General features: G+C 69.5%; 20 protein-coding genes. 11 read left to right on the forward strand and 9 right to left on the reverse strand.

Annotated elements, in window-relative coordinates:
* Positions 1-104: 104 nt before the first annotated feature.
* Complete coding sequence (locus tag IH68_RS0138395; RefSeq protein WP_030945063.1) at positions 105-611, reverse strand: LppU/SCO3897 family protein; 507 nt, start codon at positions 609-611, stop codon at positions 105-107.
* A 288-nt stretch (positions 612-899) separates the two neighbouring features.
* Here IH68_RS0138395 and IH68_RS52085 point away from each other — a divergent pair, with 288 nt between their 5' ends.
* Positions 900-1,328 carry a hypothetical protein gene (locus IH68_RS52085; RefSeq protein ID WP_051833954.1) on the forward strand — a complete coding sequence of 143 codons (429 nt, stop codon included), beginning with the start codon at positions 900-902 and terminating at the stop codon, positions 1,326-1,328.
* Between the two features lie 17 nt (positions 1,329-1,345).
* On the opposite strand, the gene IH68_RS0138405 is transcribed toward IH68_RS52085, so the two are convergent.
* The 6 genes from IH68_RS0138405 to IH68_RS0138430 all read right to left on the reverse strand — a co-directional run bounded on the left by IH68_RS0138405 (position 1,346) and on the right by IH68_RS0138430 (position 9,764).
* A complete protein-coding gene (locus IH68_RS0138405) occupies positions 1,346-1,648 on the reverse strand; it encodes a hypothetical protein (protein ID WP_030945067.1) in 303 nt (100 codons plus the stop codon).
* Positions 1,649-1,703: 55 nt separating this feature from the next.
* A complete protein-coding gene (locus IH68_RS0138410; RefSeq protein WP_051833955.1) occupies positions 1,704-2,768 on the reverse strand; it encodes an SUKH-4 family immunity protein in 1,065 nt (354 codons plus the stop codon).
* Between the two features lie 85 nt (positions 2,769-2,853).
* The gene (locus IH68_RS0138415; RefSeq protein ID WP_030945074.1) at positions 2,854-4,773 is read right to left on the reverse strand and encodes a hypothetical protein; all 1,920 of its coding nucleotides are present in this window, start codon (positions 4,771-4,773) and stop codon (positions 2,854-2,856) included.
* 96 nt (positions 4,774-4,869) lie between these two features.
* Positions 4,870-5,193: a DUF397 domain-containing protein gene (locus IH68_RS0138420; protein ID WP_030945077.1), complete on the reverse strand. Its 324-nt coding sequence runs from the start codon at positions 5,191-5,193 to the stop codon at positions 4,870-4,872.
* 98 nt (positions 5,194-5,291) lie between these two features.
* Positions 5,292-5,678 carry a hypothetical protein gene (locus IH68_RS52090; protein WP_063763582.1) on the reverse strand — a complete coding sequence of 129 codons (387 nt, stop codon included), beginning with the start codon at positions 5,676-5,678 and terminating at the stop codon, positions 5,292-5,294.
* A 141-nt stretch (positions 5,679-5,819) separates the two neighbouring features.
* Positions 5,820-9,764, reverse strand: a complete 3,945-nt coding sequence (locus tag IH68_RS0138430; RefSeq protein ID WP_030945083.1) for a type VII secretion protein EccC — start codon at positions 9,762-9,764, stop codon at positions 5,820-5,822.
* Positions 9,765-10,035: 271 nt separating this feature from the next.
* Here IH68_RS0138430 and eccD point away from each other — a divergent pair, with 271 nt between their 5' ends.
* The 7 genes from eccD (at position 10,036) to IH68_RS0138465 (ending at position 18,766) form a co-directional block, all read left to right on the forward strand.
* Positions 10,036-11,499, forward strand: coding sequence for a type VII secretion integral membrane protein EccD (eccD, locus tag IH68_RS0138435; RefSeq protein WP_030945085.1), 1,464 nt, complete (start codon positions 10,036-10,038; stop codon positions 11,497-11,499).
* Positions 11,500-11,625: 126 nt separating this feature from the next.
* Positions 11,626-13,143: a PQQ-binding-like beta-propeller repeat protein gene (locus tag IH68_RS0138440; RefSeq protein WP_030945088.1), complete on the forward strand. Its 1,518-nt coding sequence runs from the start codon at positions 11,626-11,628 to the stop codon at positions 13,141-13,143.
* Between the two features lie 185 nt (positions 13,144-13,328).
* Complete coding sequence (gene rpsO / locus IH68_RS0138445) at positions 13,329-13,616, forward strand: 30S ribosomal protein S15 (RefSeq protein WP_030945091.1); 288 nt, start codon at positions 13,329-13,331, stop codon at positions 13,614-13,616.
* Between the two features lie 315 nt (positions 13,617-13,931).
* Positions 13,932-16,151, forward strand: coding sequence for a polyribonucleotide nucleotidyltransferase (locus IH68_RS0138450; RefSeq protein WP_030945094.1), 2,220 nt, complete (start codon positions 13,932-13,934; stop codon positions 16,149-16,151).
* On the forward strand, positions 16,148-17,527 hold the full coding sequence (locus IH68_RS0138455) for a M16 family metallopeptidase (protein ID WP_030945097.1): 1,380 nt from the start codon (positions 16,148-16,150) through the stop codon (positions 17,525-17,527). The genes IH68_RS0138450 and IH68_RS0138455 overlap by 4 nt, the downstream gene beginning before the upstream one ends.
* Before the next feature lie 25 nt (positions 17,528-17,552).
* Positions 17,553-18,305, forward strand: coding sequence for a 4-hydroxy-tetrahydrodipicolinate reductase (gene dapB, locus IH68_RS0138460; protein WP_030945101.1), 753 nt, complete (start codon positions 17,553-17,555; stop codon positions 18,303-18,305).
* Positions 18,306-18,313: 8 nt separating this feature from the next.
* Positions 18,314-18,766: a hypothetical protein gene (locus IH68_RS0138465; RefSeq protein ID WP_030945104.1), complete on the forward strand. Its 453-nt coding sequence runs from the start codon at positions 18,314-18,316 to the stop codon at positions 18,764-18,766.
* A gap of 107 nt (positions 18,767-18,873) precedes the next feature.
* On the opposite strand, the gene IH68_RS0138470 is transcribed toward IH68_RS0138465, so the two are convergent.
* Both IH68_RS0138470 and IH68_RS0138475 read right to left on the reverse strand, forming a co-directional pair.
* The gene (locus IH68_RS0138470; RefSeq protein ID WP_030945112.1) at positions 18,874-19,431 is read right to left on the reverse strand and encodes a PH domain-containing protein; all 558 of its coding nucleotides are present in this window, start codon (positions 19,429-19,431) and stop codon (positions 18,874-18,876) included.
* 90 nt (positions 19,432-19,521) lie between these two features.
* Complete coding sequence (locus IH68_RS0138475; protein ID WP_030945115.1) at positions 19,522-19,758, reverse strand: hypothetical protein; 237 nt, start codon at positions 19,756-19,758, stop codon at positions 19,522-19,524.
* A gap of 202 nt (positions 19,759-19,960) precedes the next feature.
* Here IH68_RS0138475 and thyX point away from each other — a divergent pair, with 202 nt between their 5' ends.
* The 3 genes from thyX (at position 19,961) to IH68_RS0138490 (ending at position 23,640) form a co-directional block, all read left to right on the forward strand.
* Complete coding sequence (gene thyX, locus IH68_RS0138480) at positions 19,961-20,701, forward strand: FAD-dependent thymidylate synthase (protein WP_030945118.1); 741 nt, start codon at positions 19,961-19,963, stop codon at positions 20,699-20,701.
* Positions 20,702-20,910: 209 nt separating this feature from the next.
* Positions 20,911-21,810 carry a 4-hydroxy-tetrahydrodipicolinate synthase gene (gene dapA / locus IH68_RS0138485; RefSeq protein ID WP_030945121.1) on the forward strand — a complete coding sequence of 300 codons (900 nt, stop codon included), beginning with the start codon at positions 20,911-20,913 and terminating at the stop codon, positions 21,808-21,810.
* Between the two features lie 144 nt (positions 21,811-21,954).
* Entirely contained in the window at positions 21,955-23,640 is a 1,686-nt protein-coding gene (locus IH68_RS0138490; RefSeq protein ID WP_030945123.1) for a ribonuclease J, read from the forward strand.
* Positions 23,641-23,909 lie beyond the last annotated feature (269 nt).

Raw genomic sequence — 23,909 nt, forward strand, 5'->3', positions numbered from 1 at the left:
CAGGAGTACAGCCGTTCGCAAAGTTTACGGACTCACCCACCCGCAACTTCAGGGTGTTGCTGTCACAAAACCGTTGCAGGTCCTACGGCGCAGCACGGACCAGCTCAGACCTTGGTGAAGCACAAGGTGTAGCCGCTTGTCCGGCGGTGGTACTGGATGCCGTAGTCGTACTCGGAGCCGCAGTCCATGTTCGCGCCAGGGACCATCTCACCCAGTTTGTACTCGGCCTCGGGAGAGCCGCAGTCGACGACCGTCGTCACCGGTTCGCCCTTGGGATCCTTGACCTTGACGCAGTCGCCGATCTCGGGGTCGTGAGCCGCGGCGGACGCGGACGCCGAAGCCTCCGCCCTCGCCTTGCCGCCCGTGGGGCTGGTGTTGTAGTCCCAGACGTAGTAGCCAACGCCACCGAAGAGCACGACGACCATGGCGATGGCCTTCGCAACCCGCAACGGCCCGCCCGGCTGCGGGCGTTGAGGTCCACGCTGAGGCGGCTGAGGTTGCGGCTGCTGCGGGTATCCGTACGGAGCCTGCGGCTGCTGCGGGTATCCGTACGGCTGCTGCGGCTGCCCGTACGGCTGCTGGTTCGGGTACTGCGGAGGAGGCGTCGACATGCCTGGGGGACCCCGTGGTTGACTGCGTGGCTGACTGAACGAACAGAGTTCGACGAGAAGTTGACCGGCGAGGGCCGTCCTCCGGCGCTCCGGTCATACAAAGTCGCTGAGCAGGAACGATACCCCGGCTCCCGCCGGCCCCACGCCGATCATGCCGCGTGCTCCTGCCGTCGTCGGACGCGAAGGTGCCCTCGCAGCGGACGGGACCGGTGGGGGGCAGCATGGCGTCCGTAAGTGACGGGGGATACTTCGGGTGTCCGTGAGACGAGGGCAGCGAGGAGACGCGACATGACCGGCCGACCGGAGAACTCACCCGACCCGCAGGGCACTTCGACGGACCGCGGTGTTCTGGACGAGGCGCTCGAACCGGAACAGATTCGTTCGCTGAACTCGGCCCTGCGCAAGCTGACCGAGACCGAAGGCGTCAGCAGTGACCTGCAGGATGCGGCGAAGAAGCTGCTCTCCGGCCGCCTGCCCCTGCGTGACGCCCTGGACGACCCCGGGGTGGCGCACGCCCTGGGCGGTGGCATGGCCTCCTTGCGCGGCCAGTGGGAGTCGCTCTCGGACGAGGAGCGCGACCGGATCAGGCACGGCGAGCCGCTGACGGACGCGGACCCCTCCTCGGAGCCGTCCGAGCCGAAGCGTCCGCTGGGCGAGGCCTCGCGCTCGGGGAAGCGGAACCAGGGCCGGCACAGCGGCGGATTCTCGCTGTACTGATCACTGCTCGCCGCTGGTCACTGGCGTTGCCGGCGGTACAGCGCGATGGCCGCCTCGGTCGGGTAGTTGGGGACGGTGACGGTCTCGCCGGTCTCCTTCGAGACGACGATCTTGCTGCCGCCGGGCGGGGCGGGCTGTGGCCGGCCGGCGGCGTCCGTGACCGGCGGGAACACCGCGTACACCAGGTAGCCGATGTCGAATTCCTCGACGCGCAGCTCGGCGGGGGTGCCGTCCGGCAGCTTGGGCTCCGCGTAGCGGTCGCGGACGATCTCGACGGCCTGCTCGGGGGTGGTCGGCGGGGCCGGGTTGTCGGAGGTCACGGGTTCTCTCCTCGTTTCGCTCGGTGGGGAATTCCAGAGGGCCGACCGGAACCGGTCAGAACAACCCATGCCACATCTGCTCGACGATCAGCGACCACCAGGTCTCAGCGTTGGCCAGCGCGGACGCGTCGACGGCCACCAACTGCTCCTGCAGCGCCGCCACTTCGGCGCCGGCCGCGACCGGGTCGAGGCCCTGCATCCGCCGCCGTACGGTCGTGAGCAGCGCCAGGGAGCGCGCGAAGGCCGCCGCCGAGACGTTGACGTAGCGGCAGTCGGCGGTGACCGGGTCCACGGCCCACAGCGCGCCGAGGCCGTCCGGTTCCGTCGTGCCGGGCAGGCACTGCACGGCGATCACCGCGACCCCGTCGTAGCCGATCCGGGCCAGGTGCGCCAGAACTCCGATCTTCTCCTCGCCGGCCGGGCTCCGGCGCTCGCGCAGATTCGTGGCGACGTCCGTGAACAGACCGCCGCGCGGAGGGCTGTCGGGCTGGTCGGCGGTGAAGAACAGAGGAAGGTCGGCGGGGAGCCCCGCCCAGGTGAGGGTGGCCTTGGCGGTCTCGGGCAGCGGACTCTCGGCGACGTCGTCGGCGGCGTAGCGGCGTACGCCGTCCTCGCCGAAGACCTCGACGAGGTGCCGGCCGAGGGCCACGTCCCGCATCGGTTCCGCGGGCGCCACCCGGGTCGGCACCGGCAGTCGGTGCGGGCGCGGCGGTGGCTGCCGGCCCGCGACCTGGTGCAGCATCTCGACCTGCGCGACCAGCGCCGCGACACCCTCCGCGCGCTCCTCGGGACGGGCTCCGTAGGTCTGCGAGCAGGAGAGCTCGGCGTTGCGGAAGGAGCTGAGCAGTTCGGACGTGTAGCCGCCGGGGAGCAGGCTCGGACGCAGGTCGGTGTGGACGGCGACGACACTGTCGACGGGGACGTTCAACCGCCGCAGGTCGGCCCACGCCTGGTACTCGGCGGGCGGAAGGCCCGGGCCGGAGTTCTTGAAGAGGGTGGTCTCCTCGCCGTTCGCCGGGTCGACATAGGTGAAGACGGCGGTGTTGCCCGGGCCGGTGACCGGACGGGCACCGGCGGGCGCGCTCGCGCCCTGCGCCGCCGCCTGCTCCTGGCTGGTCAAGGGGAGACTCCTTCGAAAATGACTGGTCGAGACGGGTCGGGACGACTGGTCGACGTGAGTGGTCGAACGTCTGGGACGGGTGTTGCTACGAGGCTATCGCCGGGGCCGCCGGACGGATCCGCAGGGCCTTCGCCCCGCGCTCGGTCGAGACGACGAGGATGCCGTCGGGGGACAGGTCGGCAGCGGTGAAGGGTGTGTCGGAGATCAGCGCGGCCACGACCTCCTGGCTCGCCCGGTCCCAGACCCGCAGGTAGTCGGCGCCGCGGCTCAGGCCGAGCGGGGCGGCGGCCCGCTCCTCCTCGGAGGGGCGCAGGATCTGCCCGGGATCGAGGTCGCCGACCTCGTCCGGTTGTACGAGGTGGTGGACGAGCACCGCGGAAGAGTCGGACTCCCCGAGGGGGCGCGCGCCGGGCGTGCCGGCAGGTACGGCAAGGACGGCGACGGGGGTGGGCGCGCCCTCGGGCCGGGGCAGGCTGCCGACCGTCACGGCGCTGACACCGGGGACCGGCAGGCTCCACAGCGTCTGCCAGGGCAGGTCGAGGCCGAGCCGGCCGCGGATGGCATCGGCGTACTCGGGCAGGCCGTCCTCGACGAACGCCGTCTCCAGCAGGGCGGCGCGCAGTACGACGGAAACCTGCGTGCGGGTCAGCAGGGGTGCCGTACGCAGGTACGTACGGGCCGGTGCGCCGAGTTCCCCGGTCGGGACCGCCTCCACGGCGGCGCGCAGCGACACCGGGTCGGCATGCACGAACAGCCCTGGATCGGTGAGGAGTTGGGGCAGCAGGCCCGCCTCCAGGGTGTGGCCCGCAATGTGGTCGCGCACGTACGGGTCGGCCTTGCTCCAGTCCTGGTCCGGCACTGCCTCCAGCAGGGCCATCGCGATCTGTGTCTGGGCCGCTCGGACGCTCGGCAGGCCTGCCCGGATCTCGGCGCCGACGGCCGGGTGCAGCAGCCGCAGCAACGTACGCCCGTCGTCCCCTTCCTGTTCTTCGGGTTGCACGAAGGGTCCGGCGAGCAGCATCCCGTCCGCGAAGGCCCGGCTCATGTCCTGCCCCGCGACTGCGCTCGCCAGCCGGGTCCACAGGTGCACCGGGATGCCGTCGGCCTCGGCCAGGGCGAGCGGCGCCAGCATCAGCCGCAGCGTCTGCGGGTCGGCGCCGAGCCGCCGGGCATGCAGGTCGAGGGCCTCGCCGACGGAGGCCGGCAGATGGCTCTCGTCGGCCGGGTCGAAGCCCTCGGGGGCCATCAAGGCGCAGTGGACGGCGAGTTGGACGACCAGCGGACTGGTCCCGGCCCGGCGGCCGATGGCCGCCCCCAGGGCGAGCCGGGCGGCGGGATCGACGGTGAACGGCAGCTCCGGTGCGCCGAACGCCGGATTCAGCGCCGCCTGGGCGTGCAGCACCAGGGCCTCGGGGTCGGCCCACTGCGGCTCGTCGAGATCGATGACCTGCACACTGCCGGGCGGCAGCCCCGCGGCCAGCTCGGCGGCCAGGGGGCGATCCACCTCGGCCAGCAGCCGGACCGTCCCGGTGGCGGCCAGGGGCGCCAGCACCTCGCGTACGAGCCGTGCGGGCTCGCCCGCGGCACGTACCGGACCGGCCCGATCGACGTCCGGTACGACGACGGTCACCGGCTCGTCGAGCGCGGCGAGCTCGGCGAACACCTCCTCGGTGCTGGTGGCCTTCAGCTCGTAGTGGTCGGCGAGCAGCCACAGGACCTGGGCCGCGGTCAGCCCGTCAGGAGCCGGGACCGCCGGGGCGGGCAGCTCCGGCGGCACCGTCGACGGATCCATCTCGTCCAGCGGCAGCCGCCCCCGGAACTCCGCGTCGCACAGCATCAGGAATCCGGTGACCAGCCGCGAACGCCCGCTGCCGGAGCTGCCGGTGAGCACGACCACGCGCGGAGCGTCGGGCGCAGCCGTGCGCCATACGGCGAGCGCGCGCAGCGCGGCGGTCCGGCCGCCTGTGTGCGGGTGCGGTGCGTAGTCCTCGGTCGAGCCGGTCATGGGTCCCCGTCCTCCGCCATCGCGGACGCCTTCGCGTACGACGCCGATCTTAGGCGCCGGGCGGAGTGGTGACCGAGACGGAACCCCGGCCCCGTACTACTCGGCCCGGTCCGCCGGCACCCCGCCGTTGTGCGGCGCCGGCTCCAGGTCGAACTCGCCGTCCCGCGCCCCGAGTACGAACGCCCGCCACTCCGCCTCGGTGTACCGCAGCACGGTGTCGGGGTCGAGGGAGGAGCGCATGGCCACCGCGCCCTCGGGCAGGTACGCGATCTCGACGCGCTCCTCGTCCTCCTCGGTGCCGGGGGCGCTGTGCCACTCGACCCCCGAGATGTCGAGGGCGTACAGCTCGTCCCGCTCCCGCTCCTTGCGCGCCTTGATCTCGGCCGGAGTCTCGATCCCGTTGTTCCGTACCTCGGTCATGCTGCGGGGCCTCTTCCTGACATGTGACGACGAACTCGACTCACCCTACTTGCGCGGGTGCTGCCCGTGCCGTCGGCTACCGCACATCCGGTACGGGATCAGGTGTTCTGCGCCTTGGTGAACGTGCCCTGTGCTACACCGGGCGGGAGTTTCACCTGGCCGTCGTACTCGGTGGTCGTCGCCTTCCAGATGTCCAGCTGGTCGGCCTCGTTCTGCTCGTGTGCCACGCCCATCTTGGTGAACGCGATCCCCATCCCCGCCAGCCGCTCCGCCAGGCTGCCCATCGACTGGTACATGCCGTCGCGCAGACCCGTGTAGGCGACGCCGAACTTCTCGCCGATGTCGTCGTCACCCCAGGGCGGGGTGCCCGTGCCCTCCAGCGCGGTCAGTCCGTCCTGAAGGGCCTTCACGGCCTTCGAGAAGTCCTGGCCGACCGAGTACATGTTGAAGCCCTCGGTCTTGAGGACCTTGGGATCGGAGTCCATGAAGTCCGACGACACAACTGCCCCCCGTGGCTTGTCTTTTCTCTCGTTTTCACTGGCAACGCCACCATAGCGGCCCCCACTGACACAAGGGGGGCGGCACCCGCGCGGGTACCGCCCCCCTTGTGCCGCAGCAGTCGCCGCTCAGAACCGGGCCGGCAGCCAGCCCGTCTGGATCAGCTGTCCACCGCGTCGCCGCGTGTGGAAGTACCCGCGGCCGGGCGGCAGCTGGGACGCCGTGATGTTGCCGAGCAGCGCACCCTCCGACCGGTCGCCGGAGAGCACCAGACCCTGGGCGCCGAGCTCGCGCATCCGCTGCATCACGGGCTCGTACAGCGACCTGCTGGCACCGCCCGAGGAGCGCGCGATGATGATGCGCAGACCGACGTCACGGGCGAACGGCAGGTACTCCAGGAGCGGGGCCAGCGGGTTCACGCCGGTCGCCACCAGGTCGTAGTCGTCGACGATGACGAACGCGTCCGGGCTGCTGTACCAGCTGCGGTTGCGCAGCTGCTCGGGCGTGACGTCCGGGCCCGGCATACGCCGGTGCATCGAACCGGCCAGGCCCTCCAGCGTCTCCGTCAGGGCCGGCGCCGAGGCGCAGTACCGCGACAGGTGCGAGTCGGGCACACCCTCCAGGTGCGCACGCCGGTAGTCGCCCATGACGATCTTCGCCTGGTCCGGCGTGTACCGCTCGGTGATCTGCTTGACGAGCAGCCGCAGCATCGCGGACTTACCGGACTCGCTCTCACCGAACACGATGAACAGCGGGTCCGTCTCGAAGTCGACGAAGACCGGCGCGAGCGACGACTCGTCGATACCGATGGCGACACCGCGGTCCGGGTGCTCGAACCCCTTGGGCAGCCGATCCGAGGACAGCAGCGTGGGCAGCAGCCGTACGGCCGGGGCGTGGTTGCCCTGCCAGTTGTCGTTGATGCCGCGGATGAGGATCGACGTCGCCTCGGAGAGGTCCTCGGTCGCCGAGGAGCCGTCGACCCGGGGCAGCGCGGTCATGAAGTGCAGCTTGTCCTGCGTCAGACCACGGCCCGGCACCGCGGCCGGGACGTTCTGCGCGACCTTGCGGTCGACCTCCGACTCCGTCGGGTCACCCAGCCGGAGCTCGATGCGGTTCTGCAGCATGTCCTTGAGCGCGGGACGCACCTCGGTGTAGCGGCTCGCGGTCAGGATCACGTGCACACCGAAGCCGAGACCGCGCGTCGCGATCTCCGTGACGGTGGACTCCAGCATCTCGTAGTCCGTCTTGAAGGTGGCCCAGCCGTCGATGACGAGGAAGACGTCACCCCAGATCTGGTCGGGCAGATGGCCCGCGGCCCGGCGCTGCCGGTAGGTCTGGATCGAGTCGACGTTGTTCGCGCGGAAGTACTCCTCGCGCGCGTTCAGGATCCCCTCGACCTCGCTGACCGTACGGCGCACCTTCTCGGCGTCGAGACGGTTGGCGACCCCGCCGACGTGCGCCAGGTCCTCCATCGCGATCAGCGTGCCACCGCCGAAGTCCAGGCAGTAGAACTGCACTTCGGACGGGGTGTGGGTGAGGGCGAACGAGGAGATGAGCGAACGCAGCAGCGTCGACTTGCCGGACTGCGGACCGCCGACGAACAGACCGTGGCCCGCACCGCCGGAGAAGTCCCGGTACAGCACGTCGCGCCGCTGCTCGAACGGCTTGTCCACCAGGCCGACCGGCACGTTGAGCCGGCCGAGCGCCGTGTAGTCGGGCGCGGTCAGGCCGCGCTCCGGGGAGACGGCGAGCTGAGGGAGGAGCTGCTCCAGCGAGGGCGCCTCCTCCAGCGGGGGCAGCCATACCTGGTGGGCGGGCGGCCCCTGGTTGACCATCCGGCCGACGAGGACGTCGAGGACGGTGTCGGCGAGCGCGTCGTCCACGCGGTTGTCGGGCTCCGGCTCCTCGATCACCGGCTGCGGGGGCAGCGCCACATGCTCCGCCGTGAACAGCGCGGGCCGCAGCTGCGTCGAGCGGTGCACCCGGGAAGGGCCCTCGCCGTGGTACGGCCCCGACACGTATGCCGCCTTGAAGCGGACCATGGTGTCGGTGTCGTAACGCAGATAACCGGAACCGGGGATCGACGGCAGGTGGTAGGCGTCCGGCACACCGATCGCCGTACGCGACTCGGCGGCGGAGAAGGTCCGCAGACCGATCCGGTACGACAGATAGGTGTCCAGGCCGCGCAGCTTGCCCTCCTCCAGGCGCTGCGAGGCCAGGAGCAGGTGGATGCCCAGCGAACGGCCGATACGGCCGATCTGGATGAACATGTCGATGAAGTCGGGCTTGGCGGTGAGGAGTTCGGAGAACTCGTCGAGCACGATCACCAGCGACGCCATCGGTTCGAGGGCGGCGCCGGCGGCCCGGGCCTTCTCGTAGTCGTGCAGGTTGGCGTAGTTGCCGGCCGAGCGCAGCAGCTCCTGGCGGCGCTGCGTCTCACCCATGATCGAGTCGCGCATGCGGTCGACGAGGGTGAGGTCGTCCGCGAGGTTGGTGATCACGGCCGCGGTGTGCGGCATGTCCGCCATGCCCGCGAAGGTCGCACCGCCCTTGAAGTCCGCGAGGATGAAGTTCAGCGTCTCCGAGGAGTGCGTCACCGCGAGACCGAGCACCAGCGTGCGCAGCACCTCGGACTTGCCGGAACCGGTCGCACCGACACACAGGCCGTGCGGGCCCATGCCCTCCTGCGAGGCCTCCTTGAGGTCCAGCATGACCGGCTCGCCGTTCTCGCCGACGCCGATCGGCACCCGCAGCCGCTCGTGCAGCGTCCGCGGCCGCCAGGTGCGGGAGACCTCGACGGTGCCCGCGTCCCCGATGCCCATGAGATCGGTGAAGTCCAGGTTGGACAGAAGGGGTTCGCCCTCCTCCGCGGAACCGACCCGGAAGGGCGCCAGCTGCCGGGCCAGGGACTCGGCCTGCTCCGGGTTCAGCACATCGGCCTTGCCGGTGTACGCCGACTCGTGGCCGACGAACAGCTGCATCCGCTCCGGCTTCACATACGCCGTCAGACCGGCACGCAGCTCCTCCTCCAGCTCGCCCGGGGCGATCTCCAGGAAGGTGACGCCCTGGAGCCCTTCGGAACTGGCGAGTTCGGAGTCCGGCGGCACGGTGCCGCCGTCCAGGACCACGATCAGATGCGGCTGGTCGTAGACGGGGGTCGCTTCACGGTTCCAGCGGGGCCGGTCGTCCAGCTGGCCCGCCAGCGCCTCCTCCAGCTCCCCGAGGTCGTCGAAGAGGAGCCGGGACGAGCCCGCTCCGTCCTTGGCCTTCGGGTGCTGGCTGTGCGGCAGCCACTTGATCCAGTCCCAGTCCGCCGCCGCGGACGGGTGTGCCACCACGGCGACCATCAGGTCTTCCGGCGAGTGCAGCGTCGCCAACTGGGAAATGGTCGCGCGGGCGTTGGCGTAGACGGTGTCCGTGTCGCCGCAGATCGTCACGTGGTAGAAGGCGCGCAGCGAGATGGAGACCGGCAGGTCGTGCAGGCTGCCGTGCGCGTCGAGGAACGCCTTCATGGCCGCCGCGGTCAGCGGCTCCAGCTCCTCCTTGGGCGCCGTGTCCGGGGCCACGAGCGGCGTGTTGAGCTGCTGGACGCCGCGGCCGATCCGTACGGAGGCGAAGTCCGCGTCGGTCGGGCGCCGCTCCCACAGTCGCTTGCCGTCGGCCGCCACCGCCCACAGCTGCTCCGGGTCCGGGTGCTGGAAGAGCTGGCTGCGCCGCTGCAGTTCCGCCGTCTTGTGCACGTCCTTGCGGACCTGCTCCAGGTAGCGGAAGTAGTCACGACGGTCCTGTGCCATCCCCGCGCCGCCGCCCTGCCGGGACTTGGCGAACTGCGCGATGGCCATGGCCAGCGTCGAGGCGAGCATCAGCCCGCCGACCACCCTCATGTAAGGGGGGAGGTTGGGCATGAAGAAGAACCCGACGGAACCCAGCATGCCCATCATGGGCAGCAGGTTCATCAGCATGCTCTCGTCGCCCTCACGAGGGATCTCGGGGGGCGTCTCCAGTTTGACCTCGCCGTCCGGCACCACCGGGGGTGGTATCCGCGGTGGCCGTTTGATGATGACGACGCTCACCGATGCACTCATCCTTCGTGATTGAAACGTCCTGGCATCGACGCCCCCGTGTACCGCGACGTGTTCCCGTTCGCGTAGGCGTCTTTCGCGTGCAGTCGTCGATCCTACTGATGCCCCCGGGCCGCAGGAGAGCCAGGAGGATGGAGATGCGGAGGGGGTACGGGGAGAATTGAGGGAGGGCGCCCCAACACCCCGTACGGCAAGGGATAGGGTGGCGATTCGCGTTGTACGAACTGCATGAAGCAGCCTTGTCTAGCAGGGGGAACACCAGGTGAGCACGGGGACTTCGACAGGTTTCTGCCGAATCACCATCGCAGCGCCGGACAGCCGAGTCGATGTCGCGCTGCCGGAGGACCTGCCGATCCAGGACCTCTTTCCTGAGATCATCAGGCTCTCGGGCCTGGTCCAGTCGGACACCAGTCTTGCCGGCTATCACCTTGTGACCCGCGAGGGTCAGGTGCTCGACGCGAGCCGTTCGTTGCTGGAGCACCGGGTCAGGGACGGCGAGGTGCTGCTGCTGCGGACCTTCGCCGACTCCCTGCCGCCGGCCGTTCACGACGACGTCGTGGACGCCATCGCCGCCGCCGTCAAGCAGGACATCCGCAGCTGGAACGACAACCTGATGCGGGTGGCCGGCCTCGTCGCCGGTTCGCTGCTGCTCGTCATGCTCGGCTTCGTCTTCTGGTTCGCGGACCCGATCCGGCACGACATGCACGGCCTGCAGGGCATCCTCGCGGGCGTGACCGCACTGGGCCTCACGGCACTCGCCGGAGTACGGGCCCGGGTGTACGACGACCGGGGCTCCGCCGTCGCTCTCGGGATCTCGGCACTGCCGCACGCGCTCATCGCGGGCTCCGGCGTCATCGCGCAGGGCGCGCACGAAGGCCCCGGAAGGCTCCAGTTCCTCGTCGGCTGCGTCGCCGTACTGCTGTTCTCCGTCGTGCTGATCATGCTGCTGCCGCAGGGCGACGCCCCGTTCGTGGCCGCCGCGCTGGCCTCCGCGATCGGCACGCTCGCCGTGTTCTGCGGTGTGCTCACCGACGCGGCACCGCGCGAGATCGCCGCGGGCACCTCGGTGGTCGCCCTGGCCGTCGTCGGGTTCCTGCCCGGCTGGTCGGCCCGCTTCGCCAAGCTGCCGATCGGCTTCCGCAACCCGGAGGAGCTGGCCAGGGCGCGCCGGGACGGCCAGGAGGGCGACCTCGAGGCCGTCGACGTCCAGCGCATCGTCGCCCAGACCAGCCGCGGCCACGAACTGCTGCTCGGTCTGGTCGGGGGCTGCGCCGCCGTCATCGTCGGCGCGGGCGGCGCGGTGCTCGGCTTCAGCGACAGCGGCTGGGCCCAGCTGCTGGCCCTGTTCACCGGCCTCGCCGCGATGCTGCGGGCGCGTCTGTTCCGCTACACCGCCCAGGTCACCTGCCTGTTCGTGGCCGGTGTCATCACGCTCGGCCTGCTGGTCCTCGGCCTCGCGATCTCGCCGCCGGCCGACATCATCATCCAGCTGCTCCAGAACAACCACGGCCCGGTCAACGTACGGACCCTGTGGCTCGGCGCCTCGGTCGCGGCCGGTGTGCTGCTCCTGATCGCGATCGCCCTGATCGTGCCGCAGAAGGGGCTGTCCCCGTTCTGGGGCCGCATGCTCGACCTCGCGGACTCGCTGGTCCTGCTCTCCCTGGTCCCCGTCTGCCTGGCGGTCCTCGACATCTACGGCAAGGTCCGCGGCGGCATCGGGAACTGAGACCCCTCCCGGCGAAAAACCTGAACGCCCCACACCCTGCACGCAGGGCGTGGGGCGTCGGCGTGAGCACTGCAACGGGAGCCGCACCCCGTTCACAGGAAAACCCCACAGGAAAAGGACCCACGCGTGAGCTTCGGCCCGCCCCCGCCCATGTACACCCAGCCCGCCCCGCCCGCGGAGCCCCCACGGCCGAAGAGCCGCCCGAAGTGGCTCCTGGCGCTGCTCGCACTCGTACTGGTCGCGGCACTCGGCACCGGCGGCCGGCTCCTGTGGGGCGCCGGCGGCGGCACGAAGACCTCGCACGGGGAGGCCACCCGCCAGGGACCGCTCGACGTCCGGGAGACCGTCGAGAAGAAGCCCGCGAGCCCCACCGGAAAGATGGCCTTCCGCTTCTCCGTGGACGACCTCAGCCCGGGCGAGCACTACCAGATGCCCGGCATGTGGGCCACGGACAAGATCCTCGCCAAGGGCATCAACAAGACCGTCATCGGCCTGCGCATAGGCACCGACGCCGCCCCCGGCGACGAGAAGTGGAAGCTCCCCCTCGACGGCCCGATCTGCGGCTACACCCGGCACGTCACCGGCGACAACCGCACCGCCGTGCTCTTCCGGGCCAACGACCGCGGCAACGCCTTCTGCAACCACGTGGCCTTCTTCGACCTCGACGACGGCCGTGAGATCTGGGACGGCGACTTCCCCGTGTCCGAATTGGGCGACGGCCACGGCATGGCGACGGGCGGCGACGTCCAGGACACCCCCAGCGTGACCCTGGTGCACGGTACGGTCGTCGTCACCTGGGGCGGCGGCACGGACGCGTACCGAATGAAGGACGGCACGCGCGCGTGGGAGACGATTTCCAACGGCTCCTGCCAGGACATGGGCGCAGCGGGCGGAGGCGCCTTGCTCGTCCGCCAGCAGTGCTGGAACGACAAGGCGCCCGCCGACTCGACGGACGCCACCACCTACAAGGCGCGCAAGGTGGACCCGAGAACCGGCAAGGTCCTGTGGACCTACTCAGCCGCGAAGGGCATCCGCGACCTCGACATCCCCTCCGCGGAGCCGCCCGTACTGGCCGTCCAGGCCGGCGGCATCGGCATCTCCGAGATGCTCTCCCTCGACACCTCGGGCAAGCCCCGCGCCGTCATCCGCCTCCAGAACGGCACCTACGTCGGCGAGTGCTCGTACGACGACTTCCTCACCGCCGACGACTGCCCGACCATCGCGGTAAGCGACGGCCAGGTCTTCCTGCGCAGCAAGGACTCGGGCGAGCTGATCAACTCCAACTGGATCATCGGCTTCGACCTCGCGACCGGGAAGACCACCAAGAAGTACGACTCCGGCCCCGGCTCCCTCCTCTACCCGGTCCGGATGAGCGGCGGCAGTCTCCTCGCCGTACGCGTGAGCGACCAGCACGTCATGCCCTCGGGGCTGGTCGGCCTGGACCCGCGGACCGGCACGGAGACCCCGTACCTCTACTTCGACCTCCCTCAGGAGGCCGATCTGATGACGATGACGGACTACAACGACATCGTCGTCCAGGACGGCCGCATCTTCTTCGGCGTCAAGAAGGTCGACGGGCCCGCCGAGGGGCAGCCCAAGTGGGTGTATCTCGTCCTGGGCATCGAGAGCATGGCCGTGAAGTAGCGTCCCCGCCGGCTGGTACCCTGTGTGACGGCCGTTTGTGTACGCACCCCCGGAGCCCCCGCAGGTTCACCTGTAGGCCCTGGAGGCCGCGCCCAGCGGATCCCCGCCTCCCGAGTAACGGAAGCTCCCCCGAGACAAAGACCGGGGGCACTCGGTGGCATCCATGAAGACTACGAGGAGTACGAGTGTCGCTCGACGCCGCTACGAAGAAGCAGATCATCACCGAGTTCGGCCAGAAGGAGGGCGACACCGGCTCCCCCGAGGTCCAGGTCGCCATGCTCTCGCGCCGGATCTCGGACCTGACCGAGCACCTCAAGACCCACAAGCACGACCACCACTCCCGCCGTGGTCTGCTGATCCTGGTCGGTCAGCGCCGTCGCCTGCTGCAGTACCTGGCGAAGAAGGACATCCAGCGCTTCCGTGCGCTGGTCGACCGCCTCGGCATCCGCCGTGGTGCGGCGGGCGCCAAGTAGGACGCCGTGCAGGGGGAGCGGTTCCCGAAGGGTCGGGACCGCTCCCTTTGCCGTACGTGCGGAACCGTCCGTACGCACGGAAACATGCGGAGTGTCACTGCCCCTTTGTAGTGTGGTAGCACAACGCAATACGTACGACACAGCGAGAAGCGCACCTCGCCGCCGCCGGTCCTCGGTAGTGGCCCCCGGGGGAAAGTGAGCCCCGGGTGCTTCGATCGAAGACCGGCCCGCACCAGTGGAGCGCTTCTCCGTGACGGTCCTCCTGCCACACGGGCAGACAAGGACAAAAGACGAAAAGTATCGGAGAAAACGCTAGTGGAGAACGAGACCCACTACGCCGAGGCCGTCATCGACAACGGCTCCTTCGGCACCCGCACCATCCGTTTCGAGACGGGCCGCCTGGCCAAGCAGGCCGCCGGCTCCGCCGTGGCGTACCTGGACGACGACACCATGGTGCTGTCGGCCACCACCGCCTCCAAGAACCCCAAGGACCAGCTCGACTTCTTCCCCCTGACGGTGGACGTCGAGGAGCGGATGTACGCCGCCGGCAAGATCCCCGGCAGCTTCTTCCGCCGTGAGGGCCGCCCCTCCGAGGACGCGATCCTCACCTGCCGCCTCATCGACCGCCCGCTGCGCCCGTCCTTCAAGAAGGGCCTGCGCAACGAGATCCAGGTCGTCGCCACGATCATGGCGCTCAACCCCGACCACCTGTACGACGTCGTGGCGATCAACGCCGCGTCCGCGTCCACGCAGCTGGCCGGTCTGCCCTTCTCCGGCCCGATCGGCGGCGTCCGCGTCGCGCTGATCAACGGCCAGTGGGTCGCCTTCCCGACGCACACCGAGCTCGAGGACGCCGTCTTCGACATGGTCGTCGCCGGTCGCGTCCTGGAGGACGGCGACGTCGCGATCATGATGGTCGAGGCCGAGGCCACCGAGAAGACCATCCAGCTCGTCAAGGGCGGCGCCGAGGCGCCGACCGAGGAGGTCGTCGCCGCCGGTCTGGAAGCCGCGAAGCCCTTCATCAAGGTGCTCTGCAAGGCCCAGGCCGACCTCGCGTCGAAGGCCGCCAAGCCGACCGGCGAGTTCCCGATCTTCCTCGACTACCAGGACGACGTCCTGGAGGCGCTCACCGGCGCCGTCAAGCCGGAGCTCGCCTCCGCGCTGACCATCGCCGGCAAGCAGGAGCGCGAGGCCGAGCTGGACCGCGTCAAGGCGCTCGCCGCCGAGAAGCTCCTGCCGGAGTTCGAGGGCCGCGAGAAGGAGATCTCCGCCGCGTACCGCTCGCTCACCAAGCAGCTGGTCCGCGAGCGCGTGATCAAGGAGAAGAAGCGCATCGACGGCCGCGGTGTCACCGACATCCGCACGCTGGCCGCCGAGGTCGAGGCCATCCCGCGCGTGCACGGCTCCGCGGTGTTCGAGCGTGGCGAGACCCAGATCCTGGGCGTCACCACCCTGAACATGCTCCGCATGGAGCAGCAGCTGGACACCCTCTCCCCGGTGACCCGCAAGCGCTACATGCACAACTACAACTTCCCGCCGTACTCCACCGGTGAGACTGGCCGTGTCGGCTCCCCGAAGCGCCGCGAGATCGGCCACGGCGCCCTCGCCGAGCGCGCCCTCGTGCCGGTGCTGCCGACGCGCGAGGAGTTCCCCTACGCGATCCGCCAGGTCTCCGAGGCGCTGAGCTCCAACGGCTCGACGTCCATGGGCTCGGTCTGCGCCTCCACCATGTCGCTGCTGAACGCCGGTGTGCCGCTGAAGGCCCCCGTCGCCGGTATCGCCATGGGCCTGATCTCCCAGGAGATCGAGGGCGAGACGCACTACGTCACCCTCACCGACATCCTCGGTGCGGAGGACGCCTTCGGCGACATGGACTTCAAGGTCGCCGGCACGAAGGAGTTCGTGACCGCGCTCCAGCTGGACACCAAGCTGGACGGCATCCCGGCCTCCGTCCTGGCCGCCGCCCTCAAGCAGGCCCGTGACGCCCGCCTCCACATCCTCGACGTGATGATGGAAGCGATCGACACGCCGGACGAGATGTCCCCGAACGCCCCGCGGATCATCACGGTCAAGATCCCCGTGGACAAGATCGGTGAGGTCATCGGCCCCAAGGGCAAGATGATCAACCAGATCCAGGAGGACACCGGCGCCGAGATCACGATCGAGGACGACGGCACCATCTACATCGGTGCCGCCGACGGCCCGGCCGCCGAGGCCGCCCGCGCCACGATCAACGGCATCGCCAACCCGACCATGCCGGAGGTCGGCGAGCGCTACCTGGGCACCGTCGTGAAGACGACGACCTTCGGTGCGTTCGTGTCGCTGCTCCCGGGCAAGGACGGTCTGCTGCACATCTCGCAGATCCGCAAGCTCGCGGGCGGCAAGCGCGTGGAGAACGTCGAGGACGTCGTCGGCGTGGGCCAGAAGGTCCAGGTCGAGATCGCCGAGATCGACTCCCGCGGCAAGCTCTCCCTGATCCCTGTGATCGAGGGCGAAGACAACGACGATGACAAGAAGGACGACGGCGACAAGTGACGCCCCGTGGCTTCAAGGCGACGGCCCGCACCTCCTCGGAGGCGCGGGCCGTCGCCCGTACCCAAACCCTGATCAAGGGCGAGAACGGCATCGGCACGGTCCGCAAGACCACCCTCCCGGGCGGCCTGCGCATCGTCACCGAGACCCTGCCCTCGGTCCGCTCCGCGACCTTCGGCATCTGGGCACACGTCGGCTCCCGCGACGAGACCCCGGCCCTGAACGGCGCCACGCACTACCTGGAGCACCTGCTCTTCAAGGGCACCACCCGCCGTAGTGCGCTGGACATCTCCTCCGCCATCGACGCGGTCGGCGGCGAGATGAACGCGTTCACGGCCAAGGAGTACACGTGCTACTACGCGCGCGTGCTCGACACCGACCTCCCGCTCGCCATCGACGTCGTCTGTGACATGCTCACGGGCTCGCTGATACTCGAAGAGGACGTCAACGTCGAGCGCGGCGCGATCCTCGAAGAGATCGCGATGACCGAGGACGACCCGGGCGACTGTGTGCACGACCTGTTCGCGCACACGATGTTCGGCGACAATCCCCTCGGCCGTCCGGTCCTCGGCACGGTCGACACGGTCAACGCCCTCACCGCGGACCGCATCCGCCGCTTCTACAAGAAGCACTACGACCCGACCCACCTGGTCGTGGCGGCCGCCGGCAACATCGACCACAACAAGGTCGTACGACAGGTCCGCGCGGCCTTCGAGAAGGCGGGCGCCTTCAAGAACGACGCGGCGGCCCCCATCGCTCCGCGCGACGGCAGCCGCACCATCCGCACCGCGGGCCGCGTCGAACTCCTCGGCCGCAAGACCGAACAGGCACACGTCGTCCTCGGCATGCCGGGCCTCGCCCGCACCGACGACCGCCGCTGGGCCCTCGGCGTGCTGAACACGGCGCTCGGCGGCGGCATGTCGTCGCGCCTGTTCCAGGAGGTCCGCGAGAAGCGCGGCCTGGCCTACAGCGTGTACTCGTACACCTCGGGGTTCGCCGACTGCGGCCTGTTCGGCGTGTACGCGGGCTGCAGGCCCTCGCAGGTCCACGACGTGCTCAAGATCTGCCGCGACGAACTCGACCACGTCGCCGAGCACGGCCTGTCCGACGACGAGATCGGCCGCGCCATCGGCCAGCTCCGGGGTTCGACGGTCCTGGGCCTCGAGGACACGGGCGCGCTGATGAACCGTATCGGCAAGAGCGAGCTGTGCTGGGGCGAGCAGATGTCCGTCGACGACATGCTGGCCCAGATAGCGTCGGTGACCCCGGACGACGTGCGCTCGGTCGCCCGCGACATCCTGGGACAGCGGCCCTCGCTGTCGGTCATCGGCCCGCTGAAGGACAAGCAGGCGTCCCGCCTGCACGAAGCGGTCGCGTAAGTCCTCTCCTGAAGGAAGCAAGAAGATGAGCAAGCTGCGCGTGGCGGTCCTCGGTGCCAAGGGCCGGATCGGCTCGGAGGCGGTACGGGCCGTCGAGGCTGCCGAGGACATGGAGCTGGTGGCCGCCCTCGGCCGGGGCGACAAGCTGGAGACGCTGGCGGAGACCGGCGCCCAGGTCGCCGTCGAACTCACCACGCCCGCCTCGGTGATGGACAACCTCGAGTACTGCGTGAGCCACGGCATCCACGCGGTCGTCGGGACCACGGGCTGGACCGACGAGCGCCTCACGCAGCTGAACGGCTGGCTGGCCGCCTCCCGCGAGACGGGCGTGCTGATCGCGCCCAACTTCTCCATCGGCGCCGTACTGACGATGAAGTTCGCGCAGATCGCCGCGCCCTACTTCGAGTCCGTCGAGGTCATCGAGCTGCACCACCCGAAGAAGGTCGACGCCCCGTCCGGGACCGCCACGCGCACGGCCCAGCTCATCGCCGAGGCGCGGCGCGCGGCAGGCACGGCCCAGGCGCCGGACGCCACGGAGACGGCACTGGACGGCGCCCGCGGCGCGACCGTCGACGGGGTTCCCGTCCACTCCGTCCGCCTGCGCGGCCTGCTCGCCCACCAGGAGGTCCTGCTCGGCGGCGAGGGAGAGACGCTCACCGTCCGGCACGACTCGCTCCACCACAGCAGCTTCATGCCGGGCATCCTGCTCGGCGCCCGCCGCGTGGTGACCGCCCCGGGCCTGACCTTCGGCCTGGAACACTTCCTGGACCTGAGCTGACACCCGCCATGCGAGCCAAGCTCTCCTACGCCATAACGGCCGCCGTCCTGGTCTTCTACTTCGTCCTGGTCGGCAGCCGCGGCGTCATGCTCATCCAGTCCGGCACGGTCCTCACCGTCACCTTCGGCGTGGCGGTGCTGATCCTGCCGGTCATCGGCCTGTGGTTCCTGTGGAAGAACACCCAGTTCGTCCGCAAGGCCAACGCCCTCGCCGCCGAACTCGACGCCGAGGGCGGCCTTCCGGTGGACGAGCTCAAGCGCACCCCCGGCGGCCGTATCGACCGCGACTCGGCCGACGAGGTCTTCGCCAAGCGCAAGGCCGAGACGGAAGCGGCCCCCGAAGACTGGCGCAGCTGGTTCCGCCTCGCCGTCGCCTACCACGACGCCCGCGACACTCCACGCGCCCGCAAGGCCATGCAACGCGCCATCGCCCTGCACGAGGGACGGACCGTCGAGGCGTAGCTGCGGCAGTCGTGCCGCTGGGGCGGTACCCCTACAGAAAGCGGCACCTCTCAGTGAGCAGTGCCCACCCCGGCTCCTGGCCCGCCCCAGCACCCGGCACCGTTCGGTCAGGCGCGCCCGCGTCCGTACTCCGCCGCCCACGCCTCGATCGTGTCCGCAGCCCGGTCGAACGACCCGGCCCGCGCCAGGAAGTCGACGTTGTGTGTGGTCAGCAGGACCGGGGCGTCCTGCTCCGGACGGTCGCTGCGTACGAGGATCAGCGCCTGCCCCTGCACGGTGCGCGGCAGCCCGAGCCAGCGCACCGGCTGCTGCACCGTCCGCAGGGCGACGACCCGCTCCCACGGCGTCGTACGCGTCCCGAAGAAGCCCACCTGGCGCAGCCCGCGCGCACTCACCCAGGCGCCCATGCGCAGCAGCCTGAGGGAGCCCGCGATGACGGCCAGCGCGATGCCGAAGACCACGCCGGCCTCGGAAGCCGAAGCGGTGAACGCGATGATGACCGCGGCGAACAGCACGAACGAGGCGAGCAGCAGCGAGAGCGCCGCCACGCCCACACGCCATGGCCCGGGACGGTAGGGGCGCCGCCAGCGGTCGCGGTCGTCAAAGGGCAGCGCGTCGTCCGCTGGCTCATAGGCACGGTCGGCCGTCAGGAAGGGCAGGGGCACGGCTGGTCCTCACTCAATCCATGCATGGGCTGTGCCCGGTGAGGTTATCCGTCTGTGTTCCTGCCCACCACTTGTGGGGTCCGGATGGAGTCAGTGCCCCTGGGAGGCCTGTGACTGCTGAGCCGGTGTGGCAGCGGGACTGGACAGCGCCGGCATACCGACCACCAGCGAGCCCACCAGCCCGGCGACGATGGTGAGTCCGAGCAGCCAGCGCCCGGCTATCTGACCGGCGGACGCCCGCTGACGGGGCGGGGGAGCGACATTGCTGCGGAACCTGTCGGCTTCGGCGACGAAGGCGAACGGGACGGGTTCACGCCGACGGAACATGAGTGAAGCTTTTCCTCTCGGGATCGAACGAGTGACTGTCATCTACACAGACGCTCGAGTGCCCCAAAAGGTGCCCGGTTTCGCCGAATTCACAGAAATTCGCCGGCGTATGTCGCGACCCGGCACCGAACGCCCCGTTGTCAGTGCCGGGTCGTAGAGTGGGCGCCGCCCGAGAGAAGTGATGGAAGGGACCCTCCCAGTCGTGACCGACACCCCCGCCGACGACCTCAAGCCCAGCTTCCGCAGCGACGTCACCGTCGAGCTGGTCAAGCACACCGCGTCCGACGCCGACGTGCTCTTCGCCGCCCGCGTCTCGACCATCGGCGAGCAGTCCCTGGACGAGCTGGGCAAGGACCCCGAGCGCTCCAAGGGCCTGATCAACTACCTGATGCGCGACCGCCACGGCAGCCCGTTCGAGCACAACTCGATGACGTTCTTCATCAGCGCCCCGATCTTCGTCTTCCGCGAGTTCATGCGGCACCGCGTCGGCTGGTCGTACAACGAGGAATCGGGCCGGTACCGCCAGCTCCAGCCCGCCTTCTACGTCCCCGACGAGTCCCGCAAGCTCGTCCAGGAGGGCCGCCCCGGCAAGTACGTCTTCGTGGAGGGCACCCAGGCCCAGCAGGAGCTGGTCGGCCGGGTCATGGAGGACTCGTACCGCCAGGCGTACGAGGCCTACCAGGAGATGCTCGCCGCCGGCGTCGCCCGCGAGGTCGCCCGTGCGGTCCTCCCCGTCGGTCTGTTCTCGTCCATGTACGCCACCTGCAACGCCCGCTCGCTGATGCACTTCCTCGGCCTGCGCACCCAGCACGAGCTGGCGAAGGTCCCGTCCTTCCCGCAGCGGGAGATCGAGATGGTCGGCGAGAAGATGGAGGCCGAGTGGGCCAGGCTCATGCCGCTCACCTACGCCGCCTTCAACGCGAACGGCCGTGTGGCGCCGTAGCGCACCGTCCTCCCCGGCCGAGGACAGATGTACGGTCAGCCTCGCGAAGTGTCCGTATTGCGGCATTTGGAGAAGTTCATCTAGCCTGATCAAACGGACCCGGTACTGCTTGAACCCCCGAGCAGGCAGTACCGGGCTCCGCATTTGTCCGGACTTATCCCGCACCCCAAGGGCAGACCGCGCATTGAGCACCGAGTAGCGTGTTACCCATGGCTCCGACCTCGACTCCGCAGACCCCCTTCGGGCGGGTCCTCACCGCCATGGTCACGCCCTTCACGGCGGACGGCGCACTCGACCTCGACGGCGCGCAGCGGCTCGCCGCCCACCTGGTGGACGCAGGCAACGACGGCCTGATCGTCAACGGCACCACCGGCGAGTCCCCCACCACCAGCGATGCGGAGAAAACGGAGCTCGTACGAGCCGTACTGGAGGCGGTCGGGGACCGCGCCCACGTGGTGGCCGGAGTCGGCACCAACGACACCCACCACAGCATCGAGCTGGCCCGGGCCGCCGACAAGGCCGGCGCACACGGCCTCCTGATCGTGACGCCGTACTACAACAAACCCCCGCAGGAGGGCCTGTACCGGCATTTCACGGCCGTCGCCGACGCCGCCGAGCTTCCGGTCATGCTCTACGACATCCCCGGACGCAGTGGCGTCCCGATCAACACCGAGACGTTGGTCCGGCTCGCCGAACACCCGCGGATCGTCGCCAACAAGGACGCCAAGGGCGACCTCGGCCGTGCGAGCTGGGCCATCGCCCGCTCCGGGCTCGCCTGGTACTCCGGCGACGACATGCTGAACCTGCCGCTGCTCTCCGTGGGCGCGGTGGGTTTCGTGTCGGTCGTGGGCCACGTGGTCACTCCGGACCTGCGCGCCCTTGTCGAGGCGTTCGTCTCGGGCGACGTCCAGAAGGCCACGGAGATCCACCAGAAGCTGCTCCCCGTCTACACGGGCATGTTCCGCACCCAGGGCGTCATGACCACGAAGGCCGCTCTCGCCCTCCAGGGTCTGCCCGCGGGACCGCTGCGCGCGCCCATGGTCGAGTGCACACCCGAAGAGATCGCCCAGCTCAAGATCGATCTTGCTGCAGGCGGGGTACAGCTCTGACAACAGACTTGGCACCACCACAGGCTTCACAACTGAATAGCGGGCACCGGTGCCCGCACCCCACAACGACAACTGCTACACGCACGAACGTCACGCGCGCCACGTGCCCTACCGGTACGTGGCGCGTGTGGTGAGGAGAGTCTTTTGAGCCATCCGCATCCTGAACTCGCCCCGCCCCCGCCGCTTCCCGAAGGCGGCCTGCGGGTCACGCCGCTCGGCGGTCTCGGCGAGATCGGCCGAAACATGACGGTCTTCGAGTACGGCGGCCGTCTTCTGATCGTCGACTGCGGCGTGCTCTTCCCCGAGGAGGAACAGCCCGGAATCGACCTGATCCTGCCGGACTTCTCGTCCGTACGGGACCGCCTCGACGACATCGAGGGCATCGTGCTCACGCACGGCCACGAGGACCACATCGGTGGCGTCCCCTACCTCCTGCGCGAGAAGCCGGACATCCCGCTGATCGGCTCCAAGCTGACCCTCGCTCTCATCGAGGCGAAGCTCCAGGAGCACCGCATCCGCCCGTACACCCTCGAGGTGGCGGAGGGCAACCGCGAACGTGTCGGACCCTTCGACTGCGAGTTCGTCGCGGTCAACCACTCCATCCCGGACGCCCTCGCCGTGGCCATCCGCACCCCGGCCGGCATGGTGGTGCACACCGGCGACTTCAAGATGGACCAGCTCCCGCTGGACGGTCGCCTGACAGACCTCCACGCTTTCGCACGACTGAGCGAAGAGGGCATCGATCTCCTCCTCGCCGATTCGACGAACGCAGAGGTCCCCGGCTTCGTCCCGCCCGAGCGCGACATCTCCAACGTCCTGCGCCAGGTCTTCGCGAGCGCCCGCAAGCGGATCATCGTGGCGAGCTTCGCCAGCCACGTCCATCGCATCCAGCAGATCCTGGACGCGGCTCATGAGTACGGCCGCCGGGTCGCCTTTGTCGGCCGCTCGATGGTCCGCAACATGGGCATCGCACGGGACCTGGGCTATCTGAAGGTCCCACCGGGCCTGGTCGTCGACGTGAAGACACTGGACGACCTGCCCGACAGCGAGATCGTGCTGGTCTGCACGGGCTCCCAGGGCGAACCCATGGCGGCCCTGTCCCGCATGGCCAACCGTGACCACCAGATCCGCATCGTCGACGGCGACACGGTGATCCTGGCGTCCTCGCTGATCCCCGGCAACGAGAACGCGGTCTACCGCGTGATCAACGGCCTGACTCGCTGGGGCGCGAACGTGGTCCACAAGGGCAACGCGAAGGTCCACGTCTCGGGCCACGCGTCCGCGGGCGAGCTCCTGTACTTCTACAACATCTGCCGCCCGAAGAACCTGATGCCGGTCCACGGCGAATGGCGCCACCTGCGCGCCAACGCAGAGCTGGGCGCCATGACCGGCGTCCCGCACGACCGCATCGTCATCGCCGAGGACGGCGTGGTCGTCGACCTGGTCGAGGGCAAGGCGAAGATCTCGGGCAAGGTCCAGGCTGGTTACGTCTACGTCGACGGGCTCTCGGTCGGCGACGTGGGTGAGCCGGCGCTCAAGGACCGCAAGATCCTCGGCGACGAGGGCATCATCTCGGTCTTCCTGGTGGTGGACTCGTCCACCGGCAAGATCACAGGTGGCCCGCACATCCAGGCCCGCGGCTCGGGCATCGAGGACACGGCCTTCAGCGATGTGATCCCGAAGATCACCGAGGTACTCGAACGCTCGGCTCAGGACGGCGTGGTGGAGCCGCACCAACTGCAGCAACTCATCCGCCGCACCCTCGGCAAGTGGGTCTCCGACACGTATCGGCGCAGGCCAATGATCCTCCCGGTCGTGGTGGAGGTCTGACTGGCGTACGACCCCTCGTACGTGTGAACCCGGAGCGGGGCGCCTCGATTTGCATCGAGGCGCCCCGCTCCAGTACGTTTACGGCTCCGCCAGAACGGGAACCCGGACGCCTCGTGCGCCGGAACCAGTCCCCGATCGGGGCGGGAAATCCGACTCAGAATCTCTGATAAAGTCGGAGTCGCCGGAAAGGGAAACGCGAAAGCGGGAACCTGGAAAGCACCGAGGAAATCGGATCGGGAAACGGTCTGATAGAGTCGGAAACGCAAGAC

It is taken from the genome of Streptomyces sp. NRRL S-646 (assembly GCF_000720765.1).
In the GTDB taxonomy this organism is placed as follows: Bacteria; Actinomycetota; Actinomycetes; order Streptomycetales; family Streptomycetaceae; genus Streptomyces.